Consider the following 21,309-nt stretch of genomic DNA (forward strand, 5'->3'; position numbering starts at 1 on the left):
CAAGCCGGACGGCGGCGTCCTTGCCCCGGCCCGGTCGTTCGGGTAACATGATTTAAGCCCCCATTCAATCAGGAGCATTCACGCATGAAGGAATACAGGACAGAGGATATCCGCAACATCGCCCTCGTCGGCCATGGAGGAACCGGCAAGACTTCTTTCGCCGAGGCGGCTCTGTTCGTCAGCGGCGCCATCAGCCGGATCGGCCGCGTTGAAGACGGCACCACCACCTCCGATTACGACCCCGACGAAGCGAAGCGCAAGATAAGCATCAACCTGTCCCTTCTTCCCTGCGAGTGGAAAGGCAAGAAGCTGAACCTCATCGACACGCCGGGGTACGCCGACTTCGTGGGCGAGGTGAAGGCCGGTCTCCGCGCCGCCGACGCCGCCCTGCTTGTCGTCGACGCCTCTTCGGGAGTGGAGGTGGGCACCGAGATGTCGTGGTCCTACATCGACGAACGCGACCTGCCCCGCCTCATCCTCGTGAACCGCATGGACCGGGAGAACGCCGACTTCTTCCAGGCGCTAAACCAGATACAATCTTTCTTCGGCAAGCAATGCGTCCCTCTCCAGCTCCCTATCGGCAGGCAAAGCTCATTCGAGGGCGTCGTCGATCTCCTGACAAGGAAGAGCTACAGCGGCGAGAAGGCGGCAGAGGCAGCCGCGCCCGACTCCCTTGCCGGCGAGGTCGAGAAATATCGCGAGCAGCTCGTGGAAGCGATCGCAGAGGCGGACGATGAGCTTCTCAACAAGTACCTCGAGGGCGAGGAGCTGAGCGAAGAGGAGCTATCGCGAGGGCTGCGGGCGGGCGTGATCAAGAAGACCATCGTTCCGGTGCTCGTCGGCGCTTCCTTGAAGAACATCGGCACTCAGCGCGTTCTCGAAGCCGCCGTCGAATACCTGCCGTCGCCTGTCGATGCCGGGACCATCGTCGCAAAGAACGCCGGTTCGGGCGAGCAACAGGAGCTTGAGGCGGACGCCGCCGGCCCGCTGGCCGCGCTCGTCTTCAAGACCACAGCCGACCCCTACGTGGGCAAGTTGACGTACCTGCGCGTTTACTCCGGCACCCTCAAGGCCGATTCGCAGGCCTGGAACGCGAACAAGAGCACCGCCGAACGCATCGCGCAGTTGTTCACAGTGCGCGGCAAGAACCAGGAGCCGACGCCCCAGTTGACGGCCGGTGATATCGGCGCGCTCTCCAAGCTCGGCGAGACCTCGACCAATGACACCCTCTGCAACCGCGAGCTGCCCCTCATACTGCCGCCGATCGGGTTCCCGCCGCCCGCATTTAGCGCCGCCGTCTACCCACGGACGAAGGCCGACCTCGACAAGATGGGGAGCGCGCTCGCGCGCATCGTCGAGGAGGACCCGACGTTGCACGTACACCGCGACCAGAGCACGGGCGAGACGGTGCTTTCCGGCCTGGGGGAGCCCCACCTGGATGTCGCCGTCGAGAAGGTGCAGCGCAAGTTCGGCGTGGGCCTGGAGCTGACAACGCCCAAAGTGCCGTACAGGGAGACGATCACGACCACCAGCAGCTCGGAGTACACGCACAAGAAGCAGACCGGCGGGCACGGACAGTACGCGCGCGTCGCCATAAGGCTGGAGCCGCTGCCGCGGGGCAGCGGCTTCGAGTTCGCCGACGCCATCGTGGGCGGCGTCGTGCCCAAGACCTACATTCCGGCGGTGGAGAAGGGCGTGACCGAGGCGATGAACGAAGGCGTCCTCGCCCATTACCCCCTCGTAGATACGAAAGTCACGCTTTACGACGGCAAGGACCACCCGGTCGATTCGTCGGAGATGGCGTTCAAGATCGCGGGCGCCATGGCCCTCAAGCAGGGGGCGTTGCAGGCCCGGCCCATCCTTATCGAGCCGATAATGAATCTGCGGGTGGTGGTGCCGGAAGCGAACACCGGTGACGTGATGGGCGACCTCAACAGCAAGCGGGCGAAGGTGCTGGGCATAACACCTGAGGACGGCAGCAGCGTCATTGACGCGCAGGTGCCGCTCGCCGAGGTGCAGCGCTATGCCACCGATCTCCGCTCGATCACGCAGGGGCGCGGGCGCTACAGCCTGGAGTTCAGCCACTACGAGGAAGTGCCGGCGCACCTGGCGCAGAAGATCATCGAGAAGGCGAAGGAAGAAGCCAAGTCCTCCTGAACTGAAAAGGGCAACGAAAAAGGCCGGAGCGCGCGCTCCGGCCTTCTGCTCTCGAGCGCTACCCGCTGCCCCCCTCGCCCGCTCCCGCTTGCTCGTCGGGCCGGTTCGGCATCGACTTCTCCCAGAGCGACTTGTAGTCCTCGCCCGTCACGGCGCGCAACACCTCTTCCCTCTCCAGGCTCAGCAGCTCCTGCCAGGCGGCCTCGCACTGCCGCACGGCGTCGGGCGCCGCCGCGTTCACGAAGCGGCCGACGATGCGCTCCCAGACGCCCAGCCGCTCCAGGCTGGCGACGTACTTCGGCCAGGGGATGATCGTTATGCTCTCGGGACGCGGGAGCCGGGGGCGGAGCTGCCTCAGGCTGCGCAGCCGCTCGTCCGGGGTCGATACCATGGGCACCACCTTCACCATCGGCCCGTCGACGGCGCTGCTGCGGCCATCGATGAGGAGGGTCTTCCGCAGGAGTGGAAAGTAGAGGGCGACTACGTCGGCGCTCTCAACGACGTTCATTACCTCGTTCAGGTCGAGCCGAAAATCGAAGTCCATCAGGGGACACCCCTGTAACCCCGGCGCATTCCCCTTCGGGAGCGCCTTAATCGTAGCTACCGTCTTTTCGTCGCTCGATGCGGTGCCCTCTCGCCACGCGATTCTTCCCACCCGCCCACCCAGTGGCGTTGTATTGGAATCTGGGGGACACCCCCAGACCCCCGGCAGAGGGGGCGCACCCCCTTTGCACACTCCCGAAACCTAGCGCCCCTCCCCGTGCTTATCCGCGTCCACGATGCGGAAAAACCGGCGCTTGCCCACCCGGATTACGGCGCCTTCCCTGATCATGGCAACGAAGTCGGTGCACGGCCTGCCATCAATCTCGACCGCTCCCTGCCGAATGAGCCGGCGCGCTTCGCCCTTGCTGGAAGCCGCACCCTTCAACACCAGCAGGTGAGGCAGAGCCACTCTGTGCTCATACTGCGTCAGGTCACGTCCCCAGCCCACGCTCATGGGGAATGTCTCGGCGCGTTCCTCATCTGACTGCAACGGCAAGCCTCGAGCCAAAGCCGGATTGTCCGCGATCTCGTCCTGAAGACGAAGCGCCGCAGCCCTCAGTTGCTCCCACTCCTCACGCGTGAAAGTCCACTCGTCCGCCTCTTCTGGGAGCGCTTTTTCTTGGTAGATAGCCTGGAACCGCGCCTCTGCCTCCTGCGCCGGCTGCGGGCCGTGGAGCTCTGTGACGATCTCGCGGGCGAGGCGCTTCTTTATCTCCATCGGGTTCACCGACCGCTCCGCAAGCTGCCGCCGCATCTCCTCGATCTCCTCCGCCGGCACCTCCGTCACCAGCGTAAAGTAATCGAGCATTGCGTGATCGGGCAGCGACATCACCTTGCCGTACATTTCCGCCGGCGGGTCGTTCACCGCGATGTAGTTCCCCTGGCTCTTGGACATCCGCATGTAGCCGTCCGTCCCCACCAGTATCGGCATGCAGACGGCGATCTGCGGCCGCTGCCCGTAGGCCCGTTGCAGCGTGCGACCCGCCATCAGGTTGAAGAGCTGTTCCGTCGCGCCGATCTGCGCGTCCGTCTCCAGGGCGACGGCGTCATACGCCTGCATGAAGGCGTAGAAGAACTCGTGCACGTAGATGGGGTCGCCCCGCTCGCGCCGGCGAGCGAAGTTGTCGCGCTGGAGGAACTGCCCCACCGTGAAGTTGGCCGCGATTTCGATAAGCTCCTTGAGGGTCAGCTTGCTCAGCCACTCGGCGTTGTTGCGGACGACCGTCCGCTCGGGGTCGAGCACCTTGAACGCCTGCTCGGCGTAGGTGCGGCCGTTGGCTTCGATCTCGTCCAGCGTCAGCATCGGGCGGGCGCTGTCCTTATCGCTGGGGTCGCCCACAAGCGCGGTATAGCCGCCGATGACGAGCACCGCCTCGTGTCCGAGTTGCTGGAACTGGCGCAGCTTGCGCATGGGGACGGTATGGCCGAGGGTAAGGTCGGGCGCCGTGGGATCGATGCCGAGATAGACGCGCAGCGGGCGGCCCTCAGCCAGCCGCTCGCGCAGCTCGTCCTCCATCGCTCGGCGCACGCCTTCGTCGCCGTACTCGACGCCCCTCATGAGGAGCCGCAGTTGCTCTTCCGCGGGCAGCATCTTCATGCCTTACCTATCGATGCGACGCCAGATAGCCCCTGGCGTCCGCCACGTCCCGCCGGATCTGCTCGGCGAGCTCGTCAACGCTTGCGAACCGCACCTCGCCGCGCAACCGCTTCAGCACGTCGATGCGGACTTCCGCGCCGTAGAGATCGCCATCGAAGTCCATTATATAGACTTCCACCGTTCGCTCACCGTTGTCAAATGTCGGGCGGCGTCCGATGTTCGTAACGGAGTCGTAGGTCGCGGCGCCGATATGGGCGCGGGTGACGTAGACGCCGAACGGCGGCAGCGCCATCCCCGAACCGACGCCGATGTTGGCGGTAGGGAAGCCCATCACTTTCCCGCGTTCTACGCCGTGCACCACGGGCCCGTGCAGCGAGAACGGCCGCCCGAGGAGATGGGCCACGGTCTCCAGGTCGCCCTCCTGCAACGCGACCCGCACCGTCGAAGAGCTTATCACCTGCCCCTTCTCGACGAACGGCCCCACCTTCTCCAGCTCGAAGTTCATCTCTGAGGCGAGTTGCGACAGGAGTGCAGGGCCGCCCTCGCGGCCGCGTCCGAGCGCGAAATCGGGGCCGATGAGCAGAAAGCGCATCCGCAGCTTCTCCACAAGCAACGTTACGAATTCGCGGGCGGAAAACCGCGCCAGATCGAGCGTGAACGTAAGCGGGACGACGAAATCGACGCCGCTCGCGCGCAGCAGTTCCACGCGTTCCTCGATCGTCGTCAGGTAGACGATGGGCGTGCTCGGATTGAGGACAAGAGCGGGGTGAGGGTGAAGGGTGATGACGCCGCTGGCGAAGCCGCGCTCGGCGGCGCGCCGCTTGAGCGTATTCAACACGTGCAGGTGGCCGCGGTGCACGCCGTCGAAGACGCCGACGGTGAGGGCGGTCTCGCGCTCCACCCTGACGGCGCTCAGCTCTTCGACGGGCGAAACGCTCTCGCTCATCCTTCTCGACGTCTCTCCTCGACGGCGGCGAGCGCCGCCCGCAGATTGGCCTCCGGCGTATCAGGGGGAACCGAGCACCCCGCTGTAAGGAAGAAACGCCGGCCGCCCGTCTCCGCCAGCGCCTGCCGCGCCTCCGCTTCGACGGCCTCCGGCGTTCCAGCGACGGCCGTATCCACCGCGACGCCGCCCATCACCGCCTTCTCGGTTGTTGCAAGCACGTCGCCGAGCCGGGGGTTCCCCGTGAGCCCGACAGCCCAATTGACGGCGTGCGCAGGGTAGTCAAGTAGCGACTCGATCATGCTGTTGCGCCGGCAAACGTGCAGGACGTTGAACTGCGCGTTCGCAAGGGCGCCGAGCACCTGAAGGTCGTACGGGCGCCCGAACGCCGCATATTGCTCCTCGCTGGCGCTGTCGTACGTAGCCCAGTCCACCGTGGCGAAGAAGATGCCGGCGGCTCCCGCCTCCACGCAGGCAGCGGCGTAGGCGGCGAGCGTCTGCGCGACCGCGGAAAGCGCCCGGTGTAGCGACTCCGCGTTTTCCCGCATCTGACGCCGCACGAAGGCGAGGTCGCCGTTGGCGAGCCGTCCGATGACGGTCAGGGGCGAAAACACGGTCTGGATGAACGGCGCCTCGTCGCCCAGGCCCCGTTTTATCAGCCGCAGCGCCTCGATTTGCTCGCCGAACGGGCCCGCGCTCCCATCGAGGGATTTGACGGCGTCGAGATCGGAGCCGTTTTTCAGCACGTAGTCAACGTTCACGGGGCCGCGGGTTGCCTCGCCGGAGGGCCGGTAGCGGTTGCCCCAGGCCTCGGCGTAGTAGGTGGCGCGCGGGTTCACCTTGACGAAGTCCCACCCGAACGCGCGGTAACGCTCCAGAGTCGCCTCCGCCAGCCCCTGCGCCGTCCACTCGCGGGCGTAGTCGTGCCCCCAGAAGCTGACAGGCGGACGGTCGACCTCGCGGCCGGCGAGGGCGGCCCTCACCCTCTCCCAGCGGGTCATTGCCATCGTAAGCGGCCTCTAGCGCAAGTTGTCCAAACGGCGGGTCGAGATTCGGCGCGGGAAAAGAAAGAGGGGTTTCTTTCCCCTCCGTTGCGCCCTTCTGGCTAACGGATACTAGCATAGGGGCTATGAGGGGTCAAGAACGGCCCCTCGCTGGCCGCTGCCCGCGCGCGCGGCGCTCGGCTGTCCGGCGGACGCGAACGCGGGCACAGTTTCGGAGCACGCCTCTGTCGCCGATAATGACTCTGACATCATCGTCCGGGAAAGAGACGCAACTTGACGGCTCGAACCTTTTCCATCGCGGCGGGCAGGCTAATTGCGGCGTGGCTTCCGGCCGCCCTCTGGATGGGACTCATCTTCTCGCTCTCCGCGCAGGAGCGGCCGCCCGGCGCCTCTCAGCCAGCCGCCGTCAACGTCTTCGGCCACTTCGCGGAATTCGCCTTTCTCACCGCCCTCATGACCTGGGGGCAGCTCTTCAGCGGCTTGCGGAAGAAGCGGGTCCCCATCGCGCTGACGCTCGCCCTCCTGGGCGCCGTCCTGTACGCCGCCTCCGACGAGTACCACCAGGGGTTCGTGGCCGGCCGCGACGCTTCCCTCAGCGACTTCGCAATCGACGCGCTGGGAGCGGCGGCCGCCGCGCTCCTCATCTGGCTCTGGGCGCGGGGTCTTCTACCGCGACGAGCACGATATCGCCGAACAATTCCTCCTGTTCGGCGGCAAGGCGGAGCGCCTTAATCAGCTCAAGCACGGCGAGGAAGGAAACGATCACCTCGATCCGCGAGCGGCAAACGGAAATGAAGCTGCGAAAGCTCAGCTTCCCCACCGACCGCAACCGCGACTCGATTTCCTCGATCTTCTGCCGCACCGTCACGCGCTCGCGCTCGACTGCCGGCGGCGCCGCCGGCTGGCGACGCAGCGCCTCCTGAAAAAGCTCGACCAGCCGGTCGAGGGTCACTTTCTTCAGGCCCGTGGGCAGCGGGACGTCCGGCGGCGGAGCGACGCGCGGGTAGGCGCGCAGCCCTTCGTCTTCGATTGCCCGCAGCGCTCCCGCCACCTCCTTAAAGCGACGGTATTCCTGCAGCATCTCCGTCAGCTCGCGGCCCGCTTCTTCCAGCGAGGGCTCTTCTTCCTCCGCCGCCTCCTGTCGCGGGAGCAGCGCTCTCGATTTGAGATAGATCAGCTTCGCGCCGATCGCCACGAAGTCGGCCAGGGCGTCGAGGCTTATCGCCTCCATCGATTGCAGGTGCGCGAGGTACTGGTCGGCCACCTGCACGAGAGAGACGGCGGTGATGTCGAGCTCTTCCTTCTCGATCAGGTGCAGGAGAAGGTCGAGCGGGCCCTCGAAGACGGGCAGCTTCAACTCAAACACGGCCCCTAACCCCGCTTCTTAACGCACTGAATGCCGGTGGCGTGAGACGTTGCAACGCTTCCGAGGGCTAGAACCTCGGGTGAGCGAAGGCGATGTCGGATGCAGGCTGCAGGACTCATCCCGCAGAGCGTCAAGACCTTCAACGCCCGGCGTCCCGTGTCCCGATTCCTCGTTGCGTCTTCCCCTATCTCGCGACCTCCGCCGTCGGGCCGCCGCTCCTGACGAAGGGGCGTCCCACCGCCTCGGCCACCGACGACACCTTGTGCATCAGTTTCCGGAAGTTGTCGAAGTTCAGGCTCTGCGCCCCGTCCGACAGCGCCCGGTCCGGATTGGGGTGTATCTCCACCATCAGGCCGTCGGCGCCGGCGGCCACCGACGCCATGGACATCGGCTCCACCAGGTACCAGCGCCCCGTCCCATGACTCGGGTCGGCGACGACCGGCAGGTGGCTCAGCCGCTTCGCGAGCGGAATAGCGCTCACATCGAGCGTGAAGCGCGTCCCCGTCTCGAAGGTGCGGATGCCGCGCTCGCACAGGATCACCTGGCTGTTGCCGCGCGCAAGAATGTACTCGGCGCAAAGAAGCCAATCTTCCACCGACGACGCCATCCCCCGCTTGAGGAGCACCGGCTTGCCGCACTTTCCCACCTCGTCGAGCAGAAAGTAGTTCTGGGCGTTGCGCGTGCCGATCTGCAGTATGTCGGCGTAGCCGGCGATGAGATCGACGTCGCGGGGGTCCATGACCTCCGTCACGATGGGAAGGCCCGTCTCCGCTCGCGCGGCGGCGAGCATCCTCAGGCCCGCTTCCCCCAGGCCGCGGAATGCGTGCGGGCTGGTGCGCGGCTTGAACGCGCCCCCCCGCAGGATGTGGCCGCCGCATTCCTTGACCAGGCGCGCCGTCGCCATGGTCTGCTCCTCGTTCTCCACCGAGCACTGGCCGGCCATAATCACCGTTGCGCCGCCGCCAATCGCCACGTCGCCCACATGGACGACGGTGTCTTCGGGCTTGAGCTCGCGGCTGGCCAGCTTGTAGGGCCGCGTTATGGGGACCGTCTCTTCCACGCCAGGCAGCGCCTCGAGCTCTTCGCCCAGCTCGGGGTAGATGTGGCCGAGGACGCCGATAACCGTGCGCTCGACGCCCACGCTCAGGTGAGAGCCGAGTCCTTTTTCCTTGAGGTAGACGAGCACCTCATCAAGATCCTTTTGGGTATGGTCTTTCTTCATTACGACCATCATCACGAAATGCCTCCCAGACGAAATCAGCGGGAATTGTATTCGATGTCGGGCCGGAGCGCGGCCGCCCCCTTCAGGTACACGTGAACGATCTCATCGGACCGCTTCTCCGTGTTCACGAGAAGGAGGATACGCAGACAGGAGGGAAGGCTGCCGGGTACCGCCATCTCGTGGCCGCAGAGAAGGGCCACGCTGGTGAAACCCATCTCGCGGGCAGCCCTGGCGGGGAAGTCTGCGTTCAGATCGGGGGTTGTGCTGAAGAAGATGCACGCTACATCTTCGGGCTGGACGGCGTTCGCATTGATCACCGCCGTCAGGAGCTCGCGGCTGGCTGCCAGAATGTCCCGACTCGTATTGCTATCTACGGTGATAGCGCCCCGGATGCCTCTGCAGCGCACTCCGCAATCAGCCCTCAACCCATCCGAGCCGAGCCTCTCGCCGCGCGGGGGCCGGCCGGACGTCAGCGAAAGACGCCGGCCCGGGAGCCATACGGACGGCCATGACGAAGAGGGCGGCTGGCCCGTCCCGTCACGACGCCTGAGCGTGGCTCTCTCATGGCCGGTGAACACCTCCCAGTCTTCTTCAACACAGAATGATTGCTAATAGTAACCGAAAACGGGCCCGCTGTCGATAGCGTTTTCGCGCGGCGACCCTACGATTTCCGGCGGGCGCGGCAGTGATCGACGCGGCAGCCGAATAGGGTCGATTCAAAATGAGATTGCGCGTTGACCTTTTTCGTGGTTGCGCGTTCTTAATTTGCAATGTATCATGCGCCTAACTACGTTCCGTTTCGCCTTAGTTGGATCGCGCGGGGCTGGTGCGCGCGCCCGCAGGGAGGTGACCGATGAGACGACCCATTACTCGTTCCCCCAGGTTCACGTTGCTCGCGGCAGCCGCCGTCGTACTGGCTGTGGCCGTCGCCATGATCAGCTTCGCGCTGATGCAGGGCGGCGGCGAGGAAGCGTCCGCCCACTATTACGACTTCGATGGGGATACCCTCACCGACCTCCACATGGAGATCGATATGGACGTCACCAACGGCAGCGGCCCCTGCGACCCTGCGGCCACCGACAACGTCGGCCCGCAGCGACAGCTGGGTGTGGAGTACGAGGTGGCCGTCTGCGTGCACGGTCTGTACCTCGGCTTTCCGCCGGGGACAGTCGCCTTCGACGTGCTGTACGACGACACGCTCAACCTGGCGCCGGAGGTGGCGAATGTCGGAACCGGCCTCGACGACAACCCCGACGCCAACGCAGGCGCAACCACGTTCAACGGCGAAGGGCACGACCTGGGCGACGGCTGGGACTGCTCGTCCGGCGGTCTCGCTTTCCCCATGGGTGACAAGAACCCGGCCACCGGACCGGGCAACGGCCGCGCCTTCCTGTCCTGCTCGAGCCTCACGGGGCCTTTCCGTCTCGGCGATGACGAGGACTGGGGCACTCTGGCCGTAATCACCTTCATTCCCCTTGAAAACGGGACGGACACCCTCCAGATTAGCTGGGGGACGCTTGGCTACACCGACGCCTCGGAGATGGGGACCTGCAACCCGGACGTCCTGTTCCCGATGGTCTGCCTCGACGGCACCGACATCAAGGGCGAGCCGCCCACCGAAACGCCCACGCAGCCGGGCCCGACGAACACGCCTACGGAAACGGCCACACCGACCGAAACGCCACTTCCCACTGACACGCCCACCGTCACCAACACACCCACCGAAACGGCCACACCCACGGAGACCAGCACGCCTACAGTCACCAGTACACCCACCGAAACGCCCACTCCCACCAACACGCCCACCGAGACGCCCACTCCTCCGCCGCGCGCCTACATAGACAAGGACATCACTAACGGCGAAGGCCCCTGCGACCCCGACGCAATCGACGACGAGACGACGGAGTTCGTGGGCGACACCCACACCCTCGCCGTCTGCGTAGCCGACGTCTACGAGCCTGTCACCCGGTTCCGCGTGCTGGTCTCGTACGACGGCGAGTTGGACGAGTGCCTCGACGAGGAATGCGGCGTTGAGGACGAATGCCTCGATGACATGCCCGACGCCAACGCCGGATCGACAACCTTCGGCACCAGCCTCGGCGATGGTTGGGACTGCAACATCGAGATGGAGCCGTACTGCGGGGCGGAAGGCTCCGCCGGTGAAGCCGAAATCTGGTGCTGGGTCCTCGAAGGCACCGCCAATATCGGCGACATCACCAACTACGGCGCTCTCGCCACTATCGACTTCGAGGTCCTTGCCCCCGGCGCCGACCAGGTCGACATCACACTGCTGGAGATATGGGGCGAAGAGGGGGTCATCGGGTACTGCCCCGGCCTGGATGGCCTCCCGAGCGGCGCGCCGGCCGCCCGGACCGGCCCGGGCGGCGTCGTGATGGACTGCCAGGGCGCGACGGACGAGAAGGTCCCGCCGACGACGCCCACGCCGTTCAGGCGCAAGACGGCGACGCCGACGCCTGAGCCCACGGACACGCCCGTCCCGCCGACGAGCACGCCCGCGCCCACGCTGCCGCCGCCGCCTCCGCCGACATCGACCGCGACGCCCACAGGCGGCGCCGGCCCGATCGTCGCTCCGCCTACGGGCAGCGGCCCGTCCGGAGGCTTTGACTGGACGCTCGCCGCCCTGCTGACGGCGGGCGCGGCGGGCGCCCTGGCTGCGGCCGGAGGCGTGTACCTGCGCCACGCCGGGCGCTGGCGCCGGGTCCGCTAAGCGATAACAGAAAAGACGAGGGCGGCGATTCCTTCGCCGCCCTCCCCACAAACGGCCCCGCCGGCGGCGGGGCCCGCCGGAAAGCGGATCGACCGCACGCCGGCTAATCGGAACAGGACGCCGGACTTTTCTTCGCGCATCGGTTGACATAGCGGAAGCTGATGCGTTACAAGTACGTCGTTGGTCGGCATCCGGGCTGCGCGAGCGGCCCAACCCTCGCAATCGCAAGCATCGCGCGCAGGGCGCGCACATTTCGGCGGGGTACTCATATGCAAATGAGCCAGAGAGGAAGGGAACCATGAAACGCTGGCGAATAATCTCTCTAGCCATCGTCGCAATCGCTTTGCTGGCCGGGCTGTTGCTCCTCGCCCGGCCCTGGGGAAGCGAGCAGGCCGCTGCTCAAGAGCCGGTACCCATCGTAGTCTCCCTCGACATGGAGACATCCGACGGCCCCTGCACCGACATCGATGCGACGGCGTTCCATGATCCGGGCACAATCTACGACATCGGCCTCTGCGTGTCGGGCCTTTACGCTGCGGCCGGCGGGTTTACCGGGACAGGGATAGGCACGCTCGCCTTCGATGTCCTCTACGACGACCTATTGAACGTGGCGCCCGAGGTGGCGAACAGCGGGAACGGGCTCGACGACAACCCCGACGCCAACGCCGGTTCCACAATCTGGGGCGACGGTCTCGGCAGCGGATGGGACTGCTCCACCGGCGGTATCGCCTACCCGATGGGTGACAAGAACCCGGCGAGTGGCCCCGGCAATGGTTGGGCGTTTCTCCAATGCACAAGCCTTGCCGGCCCCTGGACGCTGGGAGATGACGAGACAAGCGGAGTAATCGCGGTGATCCATTTCCAGGCAATCGCGGCCGGTGAGGACACGCTCACTATCGCCAATGGTCTGCTGGGCTTCCCGGACGCCTCCGAGATGGGAACGTGCAATCCCGCATATAACTGGGAAATGACCTGCAACGGCGGCACGGAGAGCAAAAGCGGCGAACCGCCTCCGCCCACGGCCACGCCTACCGCCACGAGGACGTCGACTCCAACGCCCTGGTGCGGCGGCCCCGGCCAGCCCACGTGCCCGACCTCGACGCCGACGCCCAGGGCCTGGACGATGACGCCCACGCCGCCGCCAACCGATACCCCTGAGGCGCCGCCTCCGCCGGCGGAAGAGCCGACCCTACCGCCTCCGCCACCGCCACCGGGCGGCGGACAGCAGCCGGTCGTCGTGCCTCCGCCCACGGGCCAGGGCAGCGACAGCGGCGTGTCACCGGCGGCAGCGGGGCTTATCGGCATCGCCTGCGCAGGGGCGCTGCTGGTCGGGACAGGACTCGTGTTGCGGCGCGTGAGGAGCCGCTAACGATGCGTGAAAGGGGGCGCGTGAAAGCGTGCCCCCTTTAACAAGGCAGCCTGCGCTGCCCCATAGGAACCTAGCCGGCTGCTGCCTCCGCGGCCGCTCTCTCGCAGGGAAGCGGCGCCGGAAGATGGCCGGACTGCTGGAGTGCAAGAAAAAAGGGGGACGCAAACAATGAAATGGACAAAGCTGGCAATCACCATTTTCGTTCCCGTGCTGGCTCTTCTCGTTTTCGCGCAAACGTTTGAATCGAAGACGGCGGAGGCCAGGATCGTCTCCATCGTAACCGTCAACCAGGTCCTCTGCACCACGATGACCGCTTCCCTGGACTGGGACGGCGACACGATACCGGGTGAAGCCGAGGACGGCACGGCCGCCTTTACCGCTTGCTTGTCCCTCGCAGGTGCGACCGAGTTCCGGCAACTGGTGACGGTGCTGGGGGCCGACCCGGACAAGCCCACTCCCGAGGACCTGGCGAAGATAGATGTCGACGGTGGGCAGTTCCACCAGATGGACGGCGCGGGCTACGTCATCGCCTTCGTCAACAGCGATCAGCCGGTAGGCTTCGCCGCCGATACCGGCATCTTCCAGCGCACGGGGGCGAGCTTCGCGCGCTGCGGACCCATCGGCCCTGACTATGATTTCGAAGACGAAGACTGCGATAACGACGGGGTCAGGGGCGACGGCGTTGTCCTGGTCAAATGGCTTGCCAACCGCGACGACCGCGGCCCCGGCGTATTTCGCGTACGCCAGGGAATGATCGAGGTCGAAGAGCCTTACACCATCGTCGGCGAGCCACGTAACATCACGGTCAGCGCGAACAAGACGGTGATTCAGGCCGGCGCCGCCCAGTGCGAGCTCTTCGGCGACACCGCATCCTTCCTTGCCACGCTTCGCGCCGCGGAGAAGACCCCCCTTATGGCAAAGGTTGTCGACGAGGACGGGACGGAGGTGACAGCGGCCCTGGTCACGTGGGAGGTCAGGGATAGCGACGGCGCTATTACCGCCTTGCCCCTCGTCCCCACCGTCAGCAGTCCGCTCGGCGTCGGAGCCCCCAACGTTCTCTGCGGCCTCGAGCCGGGAACAGTAAGGGTGAGGGCCTCCACCGTCAAAGCTCCCAGCCCAACAAGCCCTCCGCTTGACTTGAATGCCACAGAACGGCACGTCGAAATCGAAGTCACCGTGATGGCGCCGCCGGAAGAGATGGTCCTGAGCGCCGAGCCGGCCAGCCTCGTCTGCGACGGCACCGCTACCGCGACCGTAAGCGCCACCCTTACCGACGCCGAAGGCAACCCTGCCGTCGACGGCAACGTTGTCGTTTTCGAGTCGAAGACGCTGGGCACCGTATCGCCGAAAGAGGCGAAATCGGCGGGGGGCGTAGCTACCACCGTTTTGACGCCGCTCTCCGACATCGCCAGGGGCGTCACCGTCAAGGCAACTTTTATGCTCCCTGAACTGGATGTGAACGACATAGAAGACCCCGATGACGACGAGGAGATTCTCGTGCCCGTTATCGAGAAGAGCATAATCGTGGCGTGTGCGGAGGCAGCGCCGGCGCCGCCGCCCGCGCCGCCGCCCGCTCCGCCGCCTGCCATACAGCCGCCGCCCACAGGCAGCGGGGGCTACCTTCCCTGAGGCCTGCGTCGAAGGGAAGAGTTGTCCGGCAAGCAAAGGGAGGCCTCTTTGGAGGCCTTCCTTTCACGCCATGCGGCCGCAGGCGAAAAAAGGCGTTAACCTTTTTCCGACTTGCGCGTTATAAGGAACAGCGCAGGCCCGACCGGGCGTGGCAGGGAACACGCGCGCCTGTAAGGGATGACGCTAATCGGGAGGGAGCCCGCAAGCCGAATAACCGGCAGGCCGGCTACGGTCGGCAGGGAAGCGGGAAGAGCGAAAGGAGGTGCAGCAATCCACAAGCCCTGAACCGGCGCCTCACGCCCCGCGTCGTCGACAAGTGTCTCGGCCGAGGGCGACGGAGGGCTCAGCGCAGGGGAAGGGACAACCACTCGGTAAGTAAATCAAAACGTGAGTCTCAAGACTAAGGAGGGTTTGAATTGAAGAAGTTTGGAATACTGGCAGGGCTGGCATTCGTGGCGCTCCTGCTCGGCATGGCGGGAACCACCATCCGCAGCGACGACGCCCAAGCCCGCCCGACCGCGGTCATTGCGCTCAGCCCCACCATCGTTAATTCGCTCACCGATGCGGCGTGCGCTCCCGCGTGCAACCTTGCTAACCCGGCACACCTTCTTGCCGTTGCCGACGAAGAAGGCGACGGGGATGGCAGGGTAGAGGCAAGCGACTTTGCCGACATCGACCTGGACGCCAACCAGCTAAATGAAGATACCGGCGTCTTGTGGATTCTGGCTTTCGTGACCAACGACGACCCGGTCACTTTCAGCGCCGACGTGGGCGCTTTCGCCGAATCGGGCGCCGCTAACTGGGTTTGTGACACAGCGCTGGAAGAGGCCGACTGCGACGCCAACGCCGCCACCGTTGGCGATGGAGCCGTCGTTGCCACCCTCACTGCCGGCGCGGGCGGCTTTGCCCGCGATGACGACTACGAGCTGCTTGTCAGCCAGTCGGGCATCGACGTCACAATCGAGTACGCCGTCGTCGGCGACCCGGACGCGATCTCTGTGATCGCCTTCCCCTCTGACACCGTCATGGAAGGGCTGGACCTCGGCGACTGCACCGGTCTCGACCTCGCGGACTTCACGGATGAGATCGAGGAACCCACGGTTACCGGCCTCATCGCGACGGTAGAAGACGACGACGGGACTCCACTCGCCGGAGCCTTTGTCGGCTGGGAGTCCGATGACACCGATGTCGCCGTACTCACGCTCCCTCTGACCGTCAGCATCGAGACCGATTCAGGCACCTTCGCCGTCAACCTGGTCTGCGGAGTTGAACCCGGAACGGCCACCATCACCGCCAGCGCTCTCCTCAGCCCGATGGGGCCCGAGGTGGACGACGACGAAGTGGACATCACGGTCGTCGGCGAGCCGGCGGACATGACCGTAACCGCCAGCCCCGCATCCATCACCTGCGACGGCACAGCCAGCTCAACCGTGAGCGCCGCCCTGGTGGACGCTGAGGGCAACCCCGTCGTGGCCGGCATCAGAGTCCGCTTCGACGTTGTGGCGCTCGGCACCGCCGACCCGATCACGGCTGTCACTGACGCCGAGGGCGTTGCCAGCAGCACAATCACACCGCTGTCCGGCGTATCGGCTGGCGTGGTCGTGATAGTCAGCGTGCCGGACTTCGACCTTGAAAGCTCGATCAGGATCGACTGCGCCGCGCCGCCACCCACAGTGGCCCCGCCGCCCACGGTAGCGCCGCCACCCACAGTGGTGCCGCCGCCCACCGGCGACGCGGGACTGCTCGACTAGGACAGTCTAGCCGGGAAGCTATTCTGACTGGGGGTCCCGGACTGCAACCGGGGCCCCCAGGACTATCAACACGATAAGGACGAAAGACAGGCTAACTCCCGCTGACACAATCGGCAGGGACGGCCGATACCGCCGGAGAAGCTTGAAGGCCAGACGCGGCAAAAGTACAATTCGAAAGGGATTTCCCGGCAGAACCACCTTGATCGGCAATCAGGAGAGCGAAGAGGCCTACCATGGATCGACTTAGACTACCGGGCGGACGGGACAGAGGGCCAGGAGGCGGAGGTCGGCTGGAGCAGTTGCGGCGGTGGCTCGACTGCCTTCAGCCGCGCCAGCGGTGGGCCGTAATCGCAGGCGTGCCCATAGCCCTTCTCCTCATCATCGCCGCCGTATCCACAACGCTCGCCCTTTCGCTGGGCGGCGACGGCGACGCAAAGAGCGCCGCCGCGCGGACTGCGACCCCTTCGGAGGGCGAATCGGAAGGGCTGCTCAACGAAGACCTGACGCAGTCGCTTCTGCTGGCCAAAGAACACCTTGAGCAGCGTCTGCAAACAAACGGCCTCGCCGGCACTCACCCCGAGGCGCCGGTGCCCGGCCAGGAAGGCGACCGACTTCTAATCGCCAAGATCGGCGTCGACGCCCCTATCACCATGCGAGTCGTGGGCACGGACGGCCACATGCCACGGCCCGAGGGACCGACAGACGTCGCCTGGTATGACTTCTCCGCCTTCGAGGGGCTCGGCGGCCGGCCCGGCGTGGGCGGCAACACCGTCCTCTCCGGCCACGTCGACTACCGTGACTACGGCCCCGCTGTCTTCTGGGACCTGCGGAAGTTGGAGGCGGGCGACGAAATCGTCATCCGCCTCAGCGACGGCTCGGAGTACAAGTACGTCGTGCAGTGGAACCGCGTCGTCGATTCCAGCGCCGCCGTCTGGAACGACATCGTCGCCTCCACGCCTCAGGAATCGGTGACGCTGATTACCTGCGCCGGCACATTCGATCCCTCCACGAGGACCTATGATCAGAGGCGCGTTGTCTGGGCTGTACGGGTGGCTTAGGGAGAGGTCCTCGCGCCTTTCGTTCCGGCCGCGAAACCGGCTTCACATCGCTCTGCTGGCGGGCGTGCCCGTCGTCGTCCTGTCGACCGTTGCGGCACTCACATGGCTCTTCCTTTTCAGCGGTACCGGAGACGGGCCGTCGACATTAGCCCGCGTCCTCGACGCCGCCGTTTCCCCCACGCCTCGCTCGACACCGACGCCGCGCCTTACCGCTTCGCCGACCCCGCTCCCCACCGCCACCAGCGAAGCCCCGCTGGAGGCCGCTTCCAGCGACTCCGATGCGACAGGTTCGTCCGAAGTGACCCACGAATCGCAGGGCCCGGCAGCGGAAAGCGGCATGCGGATGGTGATACCCAAGATCGGCGTGAACGCCCCCGTCACCATCCGCGTCATGGGCCCCGACGGCGTGATGGGCCCTCCCAACGGCCGCTTCGACGTCGTCTGGTACGATTTCTCCGCCTTCCCCGGCCTCGGAGGCTACCCCGGCTCGTCCGGCAACGCCGTGTTCTCCGGCCACGTCGACTATCACCCCCACTACGAGGCGGTCTTCTGGGACCTCCGCCTCCTCGCGCCTGGCGATATCATCGAAGTCTATCTGCCCGACGGCGCAGTGGCCCGCTACTCCGTCCAGTGGGCGCAGACGATCAGCCCCGAGTCCGACTTCAGCTCCTACTGCGCAGACACGGGCGAAGGCACAATCACCATCGTCACCTGCCAGGGCACCTTCAACCCGGCGACGCGCCAATACAACCAGCGGCTCGTCGTGCGCGGCGCCCTCGTTCCCTAGCGTTCTGACACGCCCATGGCCCGCCGAAGAGCGCCGCCTCTTCCTCGTGCGGCGCCGGTTTCTTAGAATAGTGTTGCAGATTCTATTGGGGAGGGACGGGGCTTGCGCTTTCGGAACCCTAGACGGCAAGAGAGCCTGAGCAGGCTCTCCGTCGTGATCATGGGGCTCGGCGTTGCCGCTCTCATGGCCGCCGGCATCCTCTTCGGTCTTTCGGCGACCGGCATCATCGGTAACAACGGCCGGTACAGTGGGCCCGGGACGACTACCGGTTTCGGCTCAGTCGTCGCTACGCCTCCTTCGATTACCCCGCCACCGCAGTCCACGCCCCCCAGCGACGCTCCCATCGCGCGGCTCGTCATCCCGCGGGTCGGGATCGACGCGCCGGTCGTCACCCTGGGCATCGACGGCGACGGCGTGATGCAGTCACCGTCGAACGCCTACGACGTCGCCTGGTACGATTTCAGCACCCGGCCGGGCTTCGGCAGCAACGCCGTCTTCTCCGGCCACGTCGACTATCATGACGTCGGGCCCGCCGTCTTCTGGGAGCTGCGCCATCTGCAAGCGGGCGACATCGTCGAGGTCCGCCTGGCGGACGGCACCATCTACCAGTACAGCGTCACCGCGCTCGAGTGCCTGCCCGTCGACACCGCGCCCATCGGCGAGATCGTGGGGCCGACGCCCAATGAAGTCGTAACCCTCATAACCTGCTGCGGCGAGTTCAACTACAGCACAAGACAGTACAGCCACCGGCTCGTCGTGCGGGCCGAACGCGTGCTCGTACCGCCCTCCTGACCCCCCGAGGCCGCCCCGGCTTATGCTATAATGTTGTCCGGGCGGATTCTCCGTGGAGGCCGCCTTCTGCTTGGAGAGGTGTCCGAGTGGTTGATGGTGCCGCTCTCGAAAAGCGGTGTCCCGGCAACGGGACCGTGGGTTCGAATCCCACCCTCTCCGCCAGTTAATACAACGTCCTCCGCCGCGCGGAGAGGTGCTGGAGTGGACGATCAGGCGCGCCTGGAGAGCGCGTGACCCCTTTGGGGTCCGTGGGTTCGAATCCCACCCTCTCCGCCACTCTCCATACTCATCGCAGATCCGTTCATCCGCTTCCGACCCACCGAGAGAGATAGTCAACGGATAGGAGAAGAACATGCGGATGCCCTGCAGGACCGCTTCTTCAGGGAATATCGGGTCCGGCGCCCGCGCGGAACGACGCGGTAGACGGCCGGCCGCCGAACGCAAGGCGGCAGGCGCCTGGGCGTGGGCTCACATGCCCCTGCGGCGGCGTCTCGTCATAGTCTCGTAACGGTGGCGCGCCTCTTCCTGCCCCTCCACCATGCCCTCTCTCACCTCCGCCGCCGCATCCGATAGCCTCTCCTTCACTGCCCGCAAGAAATTACGGATACGGGGGATTATGCCGCCGCCGGGCATGCTCTCCACCCTTTCGAACAGCGCCTGCGTACGCCCCAGCGCTTCTTCCGCCAGCTCCTGCCGCCGCTCCCACAGCTCCGGCGCCTTCTCCCGCGTCATCGCCCGAAACTCCTCCCCGGGCATGGGAGTAAACAGGACGGCGAGAAGTCCGCCCAGGGCGGAACCGGACAGAAAGCCGGAGACAAAGCCGGGGCCGCCCTTCCCCGCCCGCTCCTCTTCTTCCTCGCGCTCCTTGTCGCCTTTCGCACCCATCGAATGGCCTCCTCGCTCTCTTCTGCGGCCCCTCAGCGGCGCACCCTTCTCGTAAAGCCGAGCAGCGACATCAGGCCTCTTCTCAGTCCCGTGAAGAGACCGTAGAGGCGGATTATGGGGCTGACGGCGGTATCAGTGACGAAGGCGGTTGCGCCGCGGACGTTGTCCACCGCCTGCCGCGCGGAGTCCAGGGTTGGGGAAAGCTGCTGCTGCAACATCGACTGCGCCACCGATATGAGCCCCCGCGCCGAAAGCCCGACGACCAGCACGACCACAAGAGTCACAAACAGGACCAGTATCGACATGGCCCCGCAAATGATGATTATGAGGTCGCGCACCTCCTGCAAGTCCATCTCATCACCTCCCTGAGATAACGATGGCTTCCGGGCGTCCCCGGCGGGCGGCCGCCCCAACTACCGATATAATACCACCCCCGATTACCTCCTCCCCCTGATAGAACACGACTGCCTGGCCCGGCGTTACGGCCCGCTGCCGCTCGCGGAAACGCACCTCCGCCCTGGCACCGCGCATCCGGACGGTCGCCGGCGCGGCAGGAGTGCGATAGCGGATCTTCGCTTCGACGGCCGCTTCGCCTTCCGGCGGCCTGCCGCTCACCCAGTTCACGGCGTCGGCGATCAGCGCCTCGGACAGCAAATCCTCCTCGTCGCCGATCGTAATGACGTTTTCCCGCGCGTCTATCGACGCCACGTATCGCCGTTCGCCCAGCGCAACGCCCAGCCCGCGCCGCTGCCCGATGGTGTACCCGGCGATCCCATTGTGAGTCCCCACCGTCCTGCCGTGCACATCGACGACGCGGCCCGGCGCCCGCGCCACACTCCGCGCCTTCAAGAAGGCCAGGTGATCGTTCTCGGGGATGAAGCAGATCTCAACACTGTCGCGCTTCTCCGCCACCGGCAGCCCCAGCGAGGCCGCCATCCGCCGCACCTCCGCCTTCGTGCGCTCGCCGACGGGCAGCAGCAGCCGCGACATCTCGTCCTGGCCCAGCGTGTAGAGGACGTAAGACTGGTCCTTCGAATCGTCGACGGCCCGCAGCAGCCGGTACTCGCCGTCAACCTGACGGATGCGGGCGTAGTGGCCCGTCGCCAGGTAGCCGGCGCCCCACCGGCCGATGCGGCGGAGGAGATGCTTGAACTTGATGCTGTCGTTGCAGGCGAGGCAGGGGTTGGGGGTGCGTCCCTGCTCATACTCGCGGCAGAAGTAGCGCACCACCTCCTCCTCGAACTCGCGCTCCAGGTTCACCACGTAGTGAGGTATGCGGAGGACACGACAGACCTCGCGCGCGTCGTCGGCGCCGAGCACGCAGCAACCCGCCCGCAGCGAGGACCCGTCGCTCCACAGGCGCATCGTCACGCCGACGACTTCGTAGCCGCGCTCCAGCAGGAGGGCGGCGGCGACGGAGGAATCGACGCCCCCGCTCATCGCCACGACCACGCGCTTCTTCTCGTTCATCGTCCGTT

19 protein-coding genes and 2 tRNA genes are annotated in these 21,309 nt (G+C 65.9%); 11 read left to right on the plus strand and 10 right to left on the minus strand.

Annotated features, from left to right (window positions below; all coding sequences use genetic code 11):
• The first annotated feature begins 84 nt into the window (after nucleotides 1-84).
• Nucleotides 85-2,157, plus strand: coding sequence for an elongation factor G (gene fusA, locus QME71_05820; protein ID MDI6857815.1), 2,073 nt, complete (start codon nucleotides 85-87; stop codon nucleotides 2,155-2,157).
• A 58-nt stretch (nucleotides 2,158-2,215) separates the two neighbouring features.
• On the opposite strand, the gene QME71_05825 is transcribed toward fusA, so the two are convergent.
• The 4 genes from QME71_05825 to QME71_05840 all read right to left on the minus strand — a co-directional run bounded on the left by QME71_05825 (nucleotide 2,216) and on the right by QME71_05840 (nucleotide 6,247).
• A complete protein-coding gene (locus QME71_05825) occupies nucleotides 2,216-2,701 on the minus strand; it encodes a hypothetical protein (protein ID MDI6857816.1) in 486 nt (161 codons plus the stop codon).
• A 201-nt stretch (nucleotides 2,702-2,902) separates the two neighbouring features.
• Nucleotides 2,903-4,297, minus strand: coding sequence for a tyrosine--tRNA ligase (gene tyrS / locus QME71_05830; protein MDI6857817.1), 1,395 nt, complete (start codon nucleotides 4,295-4,297; stop codon nucleotides 2,903-2,905).
• Between the two features lie 7 nt (nucleotides 4,298-4,304).
• Complete coding sequence (locus QME71_05835) at nucleotides 4,305-5,243, minus strand: bifunctional riboflavin kinase/FAD synthetase (GenBank protein ID MDI6857818.1); 939 nt, start codon at nucleotides 5,241-5,243, stop codon at nucleotides 4,305-4,307.
• Nucleotides 5,240-6,247, minus strand: a complete 1,008-nt coding sequence (locus QME71_05840) for a uroporphyrinogen decarboxylase family protein (GenBank protein ID MDI6857819.1) — start codon at nucleotides 6,245-6,247, stop codon at nucleotides 5,240-5,242. The genes QME71_05835 and QME71_05840 overlap by 4 nt, the downstream gene beginning before the upstream one ends.
• 270 nt (nucleotides 6,248-6,517) lie before the next feature.
• Between QME71_05840 and QME71_05845 the strand changes: the two genes are divergently transcribed.
• Nucleotides 6,518-6,976: a VanZ family protein gene (locus QME71_05845; protein ID MDI6857820.1), complete on the plus strand. Its 459-nt coding sequence runs from the start codon at nucleotides 6,518-6,520 to the stop codon at nucleotides 6,974-6,976.
• On the opposite strand, the gene QME71_05850 is transcribed toward QME71_05845, so the two are convergent.
• From QME71_05850 to aroH, 3 genes are all read right to left on the minus strand, one after another.
• A complete protein-coding gene (locus tag QME71_05850) occupies nucleotides 6,885-7,610 on the minus strand; it encodes a segregation/condensation protein A (GenBank protein ID MDI6857821.1) in 726 nt (241 codons plus the stop codon). The genes QME71_05845 and QME71_05850 overlap by 92 nt on opposite strands.
• Before the next feature lie 184 nt (nucleotides 7,611-7,794).
• Nucleotides 7,795-8,844: a 3-deoxy-7-phosphoheptulonate synthase gene (aroF, locus tag QME71_05855; protein MDI6857822.1), complete on the minus strand. Its 1,050-nt coding sequence runs from the start codon at nucleotides 8,842-8,844 to the stop codon at nucleotides 7,795-7,797.
• A 23-nt stretch (nucleotides 8,845-8,867) separates the two neighbouring features.
• On the minus strand, nucleotides 8,868-9,239 hold the full coding sequence (aroH, locus tag QME71_05860; protein ID MDI6857823.1) for a chorismate mutase: 372 nt from the start codon (nucleotides 9,237-9,239) through the stop codon (nucleotides 8,868-8,870).
• Between the two features lie 446 nt (nucleotides 9,240-9,685).
• On the opposite strand from aroH, the gene QME71_05865 reads away from it, so the two are divergent.
• From QME71_05865 to QME71_05905, 9 genes are all read left to right on the plus strand, one after another.
• A complete protein-coding gene (locus QME71_05865; GenBank protein ID MDI6857824.1) occupies nucleotides 9,686-11,560 on the plus strand; it encodes a hypothetical protein in 1,875 nt (624 codons plus the stop codon).
• Between the two features lie 298 nt (nucleotides 11,561-11,858).
• On the plus strand, nucleotides 11,859-12,929 hold the full coding sequence (locus QME71_05870; protein ID MDI6857825.1) for a hypothetical protein: 1,071 nt from the start codon (nucleotides 11,859-11,861) through the stop codon (nucleotides 12,927-12,929).
• A 168-nt stretch (nucleotides 12,930-13,097) separates the two neighbouring features.
• Entirely contained in the window at nucleotides 13,098-14,558 is a 1,461-nt protein-coding gene (locus QME71_05875; protein MDI6857826.1) for an Ig-like domain-containing protein, read from the plus strand.
• Between the two features lie 416 nt (nucleotides 14,559-14,974).
• Nucleotides 14,975-16,309, plus strand: a complete 1,335-nt coding sequence (locus QME71_05880) for an invasin domain 3-containing protein (GenBank protein MDI6857827.1) — start codon at nucleotides 14,975-14,977, stop codon at nucleotides 16,307-16,309.
• 233 nt (nucleotides 16,310-16,542) lie between these two features.
• Nucleotides 16,543-17,367, plus strand: a complete 825-nt coding sequence (locus tag QME71_05885; GenBank protein ID MDI6857828.1) for a class F sortase — start codon at nucleotides 16,543-16,545, stop codon at nucleotides 17,365-17,367.
• Entirely contained in the window at nucleotides 17,327-18,154 is an 828-nt protein-coding gene (locus tag QME71_05890; protein MDI6857829.1) for a class F sortase, read from the plus strand. The genes QME71_05885 and QME71_05890 overlap by 41 nt, the downstream gene beginning before the upstream one ends.
• Nucleotides 18,155-18,313: 159 nt before the next feature.
• Entirely contained in the window at nucleotides 18,314-18,946 is a 633-nt protein-coding gene (locus tag QME71_05895) for a class F sortase (protein MDI6857830.1), read from the plus strand.
• A 72-nt stretch (nucleotides 18,947-19,018) separates the two neighbouring features.
• Nucleotides 19,019-19,108, plus strand: a tRNA-Ser gene (locus QME71_05900).
• 25 nt (nucleotides 19,109-19,133) lie between these two features.
• Nucleotides 19,134-19,222, plus strand: a tRNA-Ser gene (locus QME71_05905).
• Between the two features lie 192 nt (nucleotides 19,223-19,414).
• On the opposite strand, the gene QME71_05910 is transcribed toward QME71_05905, so the two are convergent.
• From QME71_05910 to mnmA, 3 genes are read right to left on the minus strand one after another with little or no spacing between them, the layout of a single operon-like run.
• Complete coding sequence (locus QME71_05910; protein MDI6857831.1) at nucleotides 19,415-19,831, minus strand: YtxH domain-containing protein; 417 nt, start codon at nucleotides 19,829-19,831, stop codon at nucleotides 19,415-19,417.
• A 32-nt stretch (nucleotides 19,832-19,863) separates the two neighbouring features.
• Entirely contained in the window at nucleotides 19,864-20,184 is a 321-nt protein-coding gene (locus QME71_05915; protein MDI6857832.1) for a hypothetical protein, read from the minus strand.
• Between the two features lie 4 nt (nucleotides 20,185-20,188).
• Nucleotides 20,189-21,301: a tRNA 2-thiouridine(34) synthase MnmA gene (gene mnmA, locus QME71_05920; protein ID MDI6857833.1), complete on the minus strand. Its 1,113-nt coding sequence runs from the start codon at nucleotides 21,299-21,301 to the stop codon at nucleotides 20,189-20,191.
• Nucleotides 21,302-21,309 lie beyond the last annotated feature (8 nt).

The organism is Dehalococcoidia bacterium (assembly GCA_030018455.1).
Taxonomy (GTDB): domain Bacteria; phylum Chloroflexota; class Dehalococcoidia; order DSTF01; family JALHUB01; genus JASEFU01.

Coding starts and splice junctions, on each gene's coding strand:
- QME71_05910 (MDI6857831.1), bottom strand. CDS start 19,831: ATGGGTGCGAAAGGCGACAAGGAGCGCGAGGAAGAAGAGGAGCGGGCG.
- fusA (MDI6857815.1), top strand. CDS start 85: ATGAAGGAATACAGGACAGAGGATATCCGCAACATCGCCCTCGTCGGC.
- QME71_05895 (MDI6857830.1), top strand. CDS start 18,314: ATGGGGCTCGGCGTTGCCGCTCTCATGGCCGCCGGCATCCTCTTCGGT.
- mnmA (MDI6857833.1), bottom strand. CDS start 21,301: ATGAACGAGAAGAAGCGCGTGGTCGTGGCGATGAGCGGGGGCGTCGAT.
- aroF (MDI6857822.1), bottom strand. CDS start 8,844: ATGATGGTCGTAATGAAGAAAGACCATACCCAAAAGGATCTTGATGAG.
- QME71_05885 (MDI6857828.1), top strand. CDS start 16,543: ATGGATCGACTTAGACTACCGGGCGGACGGGACAGAGGGCCAGGAGGC.
- QME71_05865 (MDI6857824.1), top strand. CDS start 9,686: ATGAGACGACCCATTACTCGTTCCCCCAGGTTCACGTTGCTCGCGGCA.
- QME71_05835 (MDI6857818.1), bottom strand. CDS start 5,243: ATGAGCGAGAGCGTTTCGCCCGTCGAAGAGCTGAGCGCCGTCAGGGTG.
- tyrS (MDI6857817.1), bottom strand. CDS start 4,297: ATGAAGATGCTGCCCGCGGAAGAGCAACTGCGGCTCCTCATGAGGGGC.
- QME71_05915 (MDI6857832.1), bottom strand. CDS start 20,184: ATGGACTTGCAGGAGGTGCGCGACCTCATAATCATCATTTGCGGGGCC.
- QME71_05825 (MDI6857816.1), bottom strand. CDS start 2,701: ATGGACTTCGATTTTCGGCTCGACCTGAACGAGGTAATGAACGTCGTT.
- QME71_05870 (MDI6857825.1), top strand. CDS start 11,859: ATGAAACGCTGGCGAATAATCTCTCTAGCCATCGTCGCAATCGCTTTG.
- QME71_05840 (MDI6857819.1), bottom strand. CDS start 6,247: ATGGCAATGACCCGCTGGGAGAGGGTGAGGGCCGCCCTCGCCGGCCGC.
- QME71_05875 (MDI6857826.1), top strand. CDS start 13,098: ATGAAATGGACAAAGCTGGCAATCACCATTTTCGTTCCCGTGCTGGCT.
- QME71_05890 (MDI6857829.1), top strand. CDS start 17,327: ATGATCAGAGGCGCGTTGTCTGGGCTGTACGGGTGGCTTAGGGAGAGG.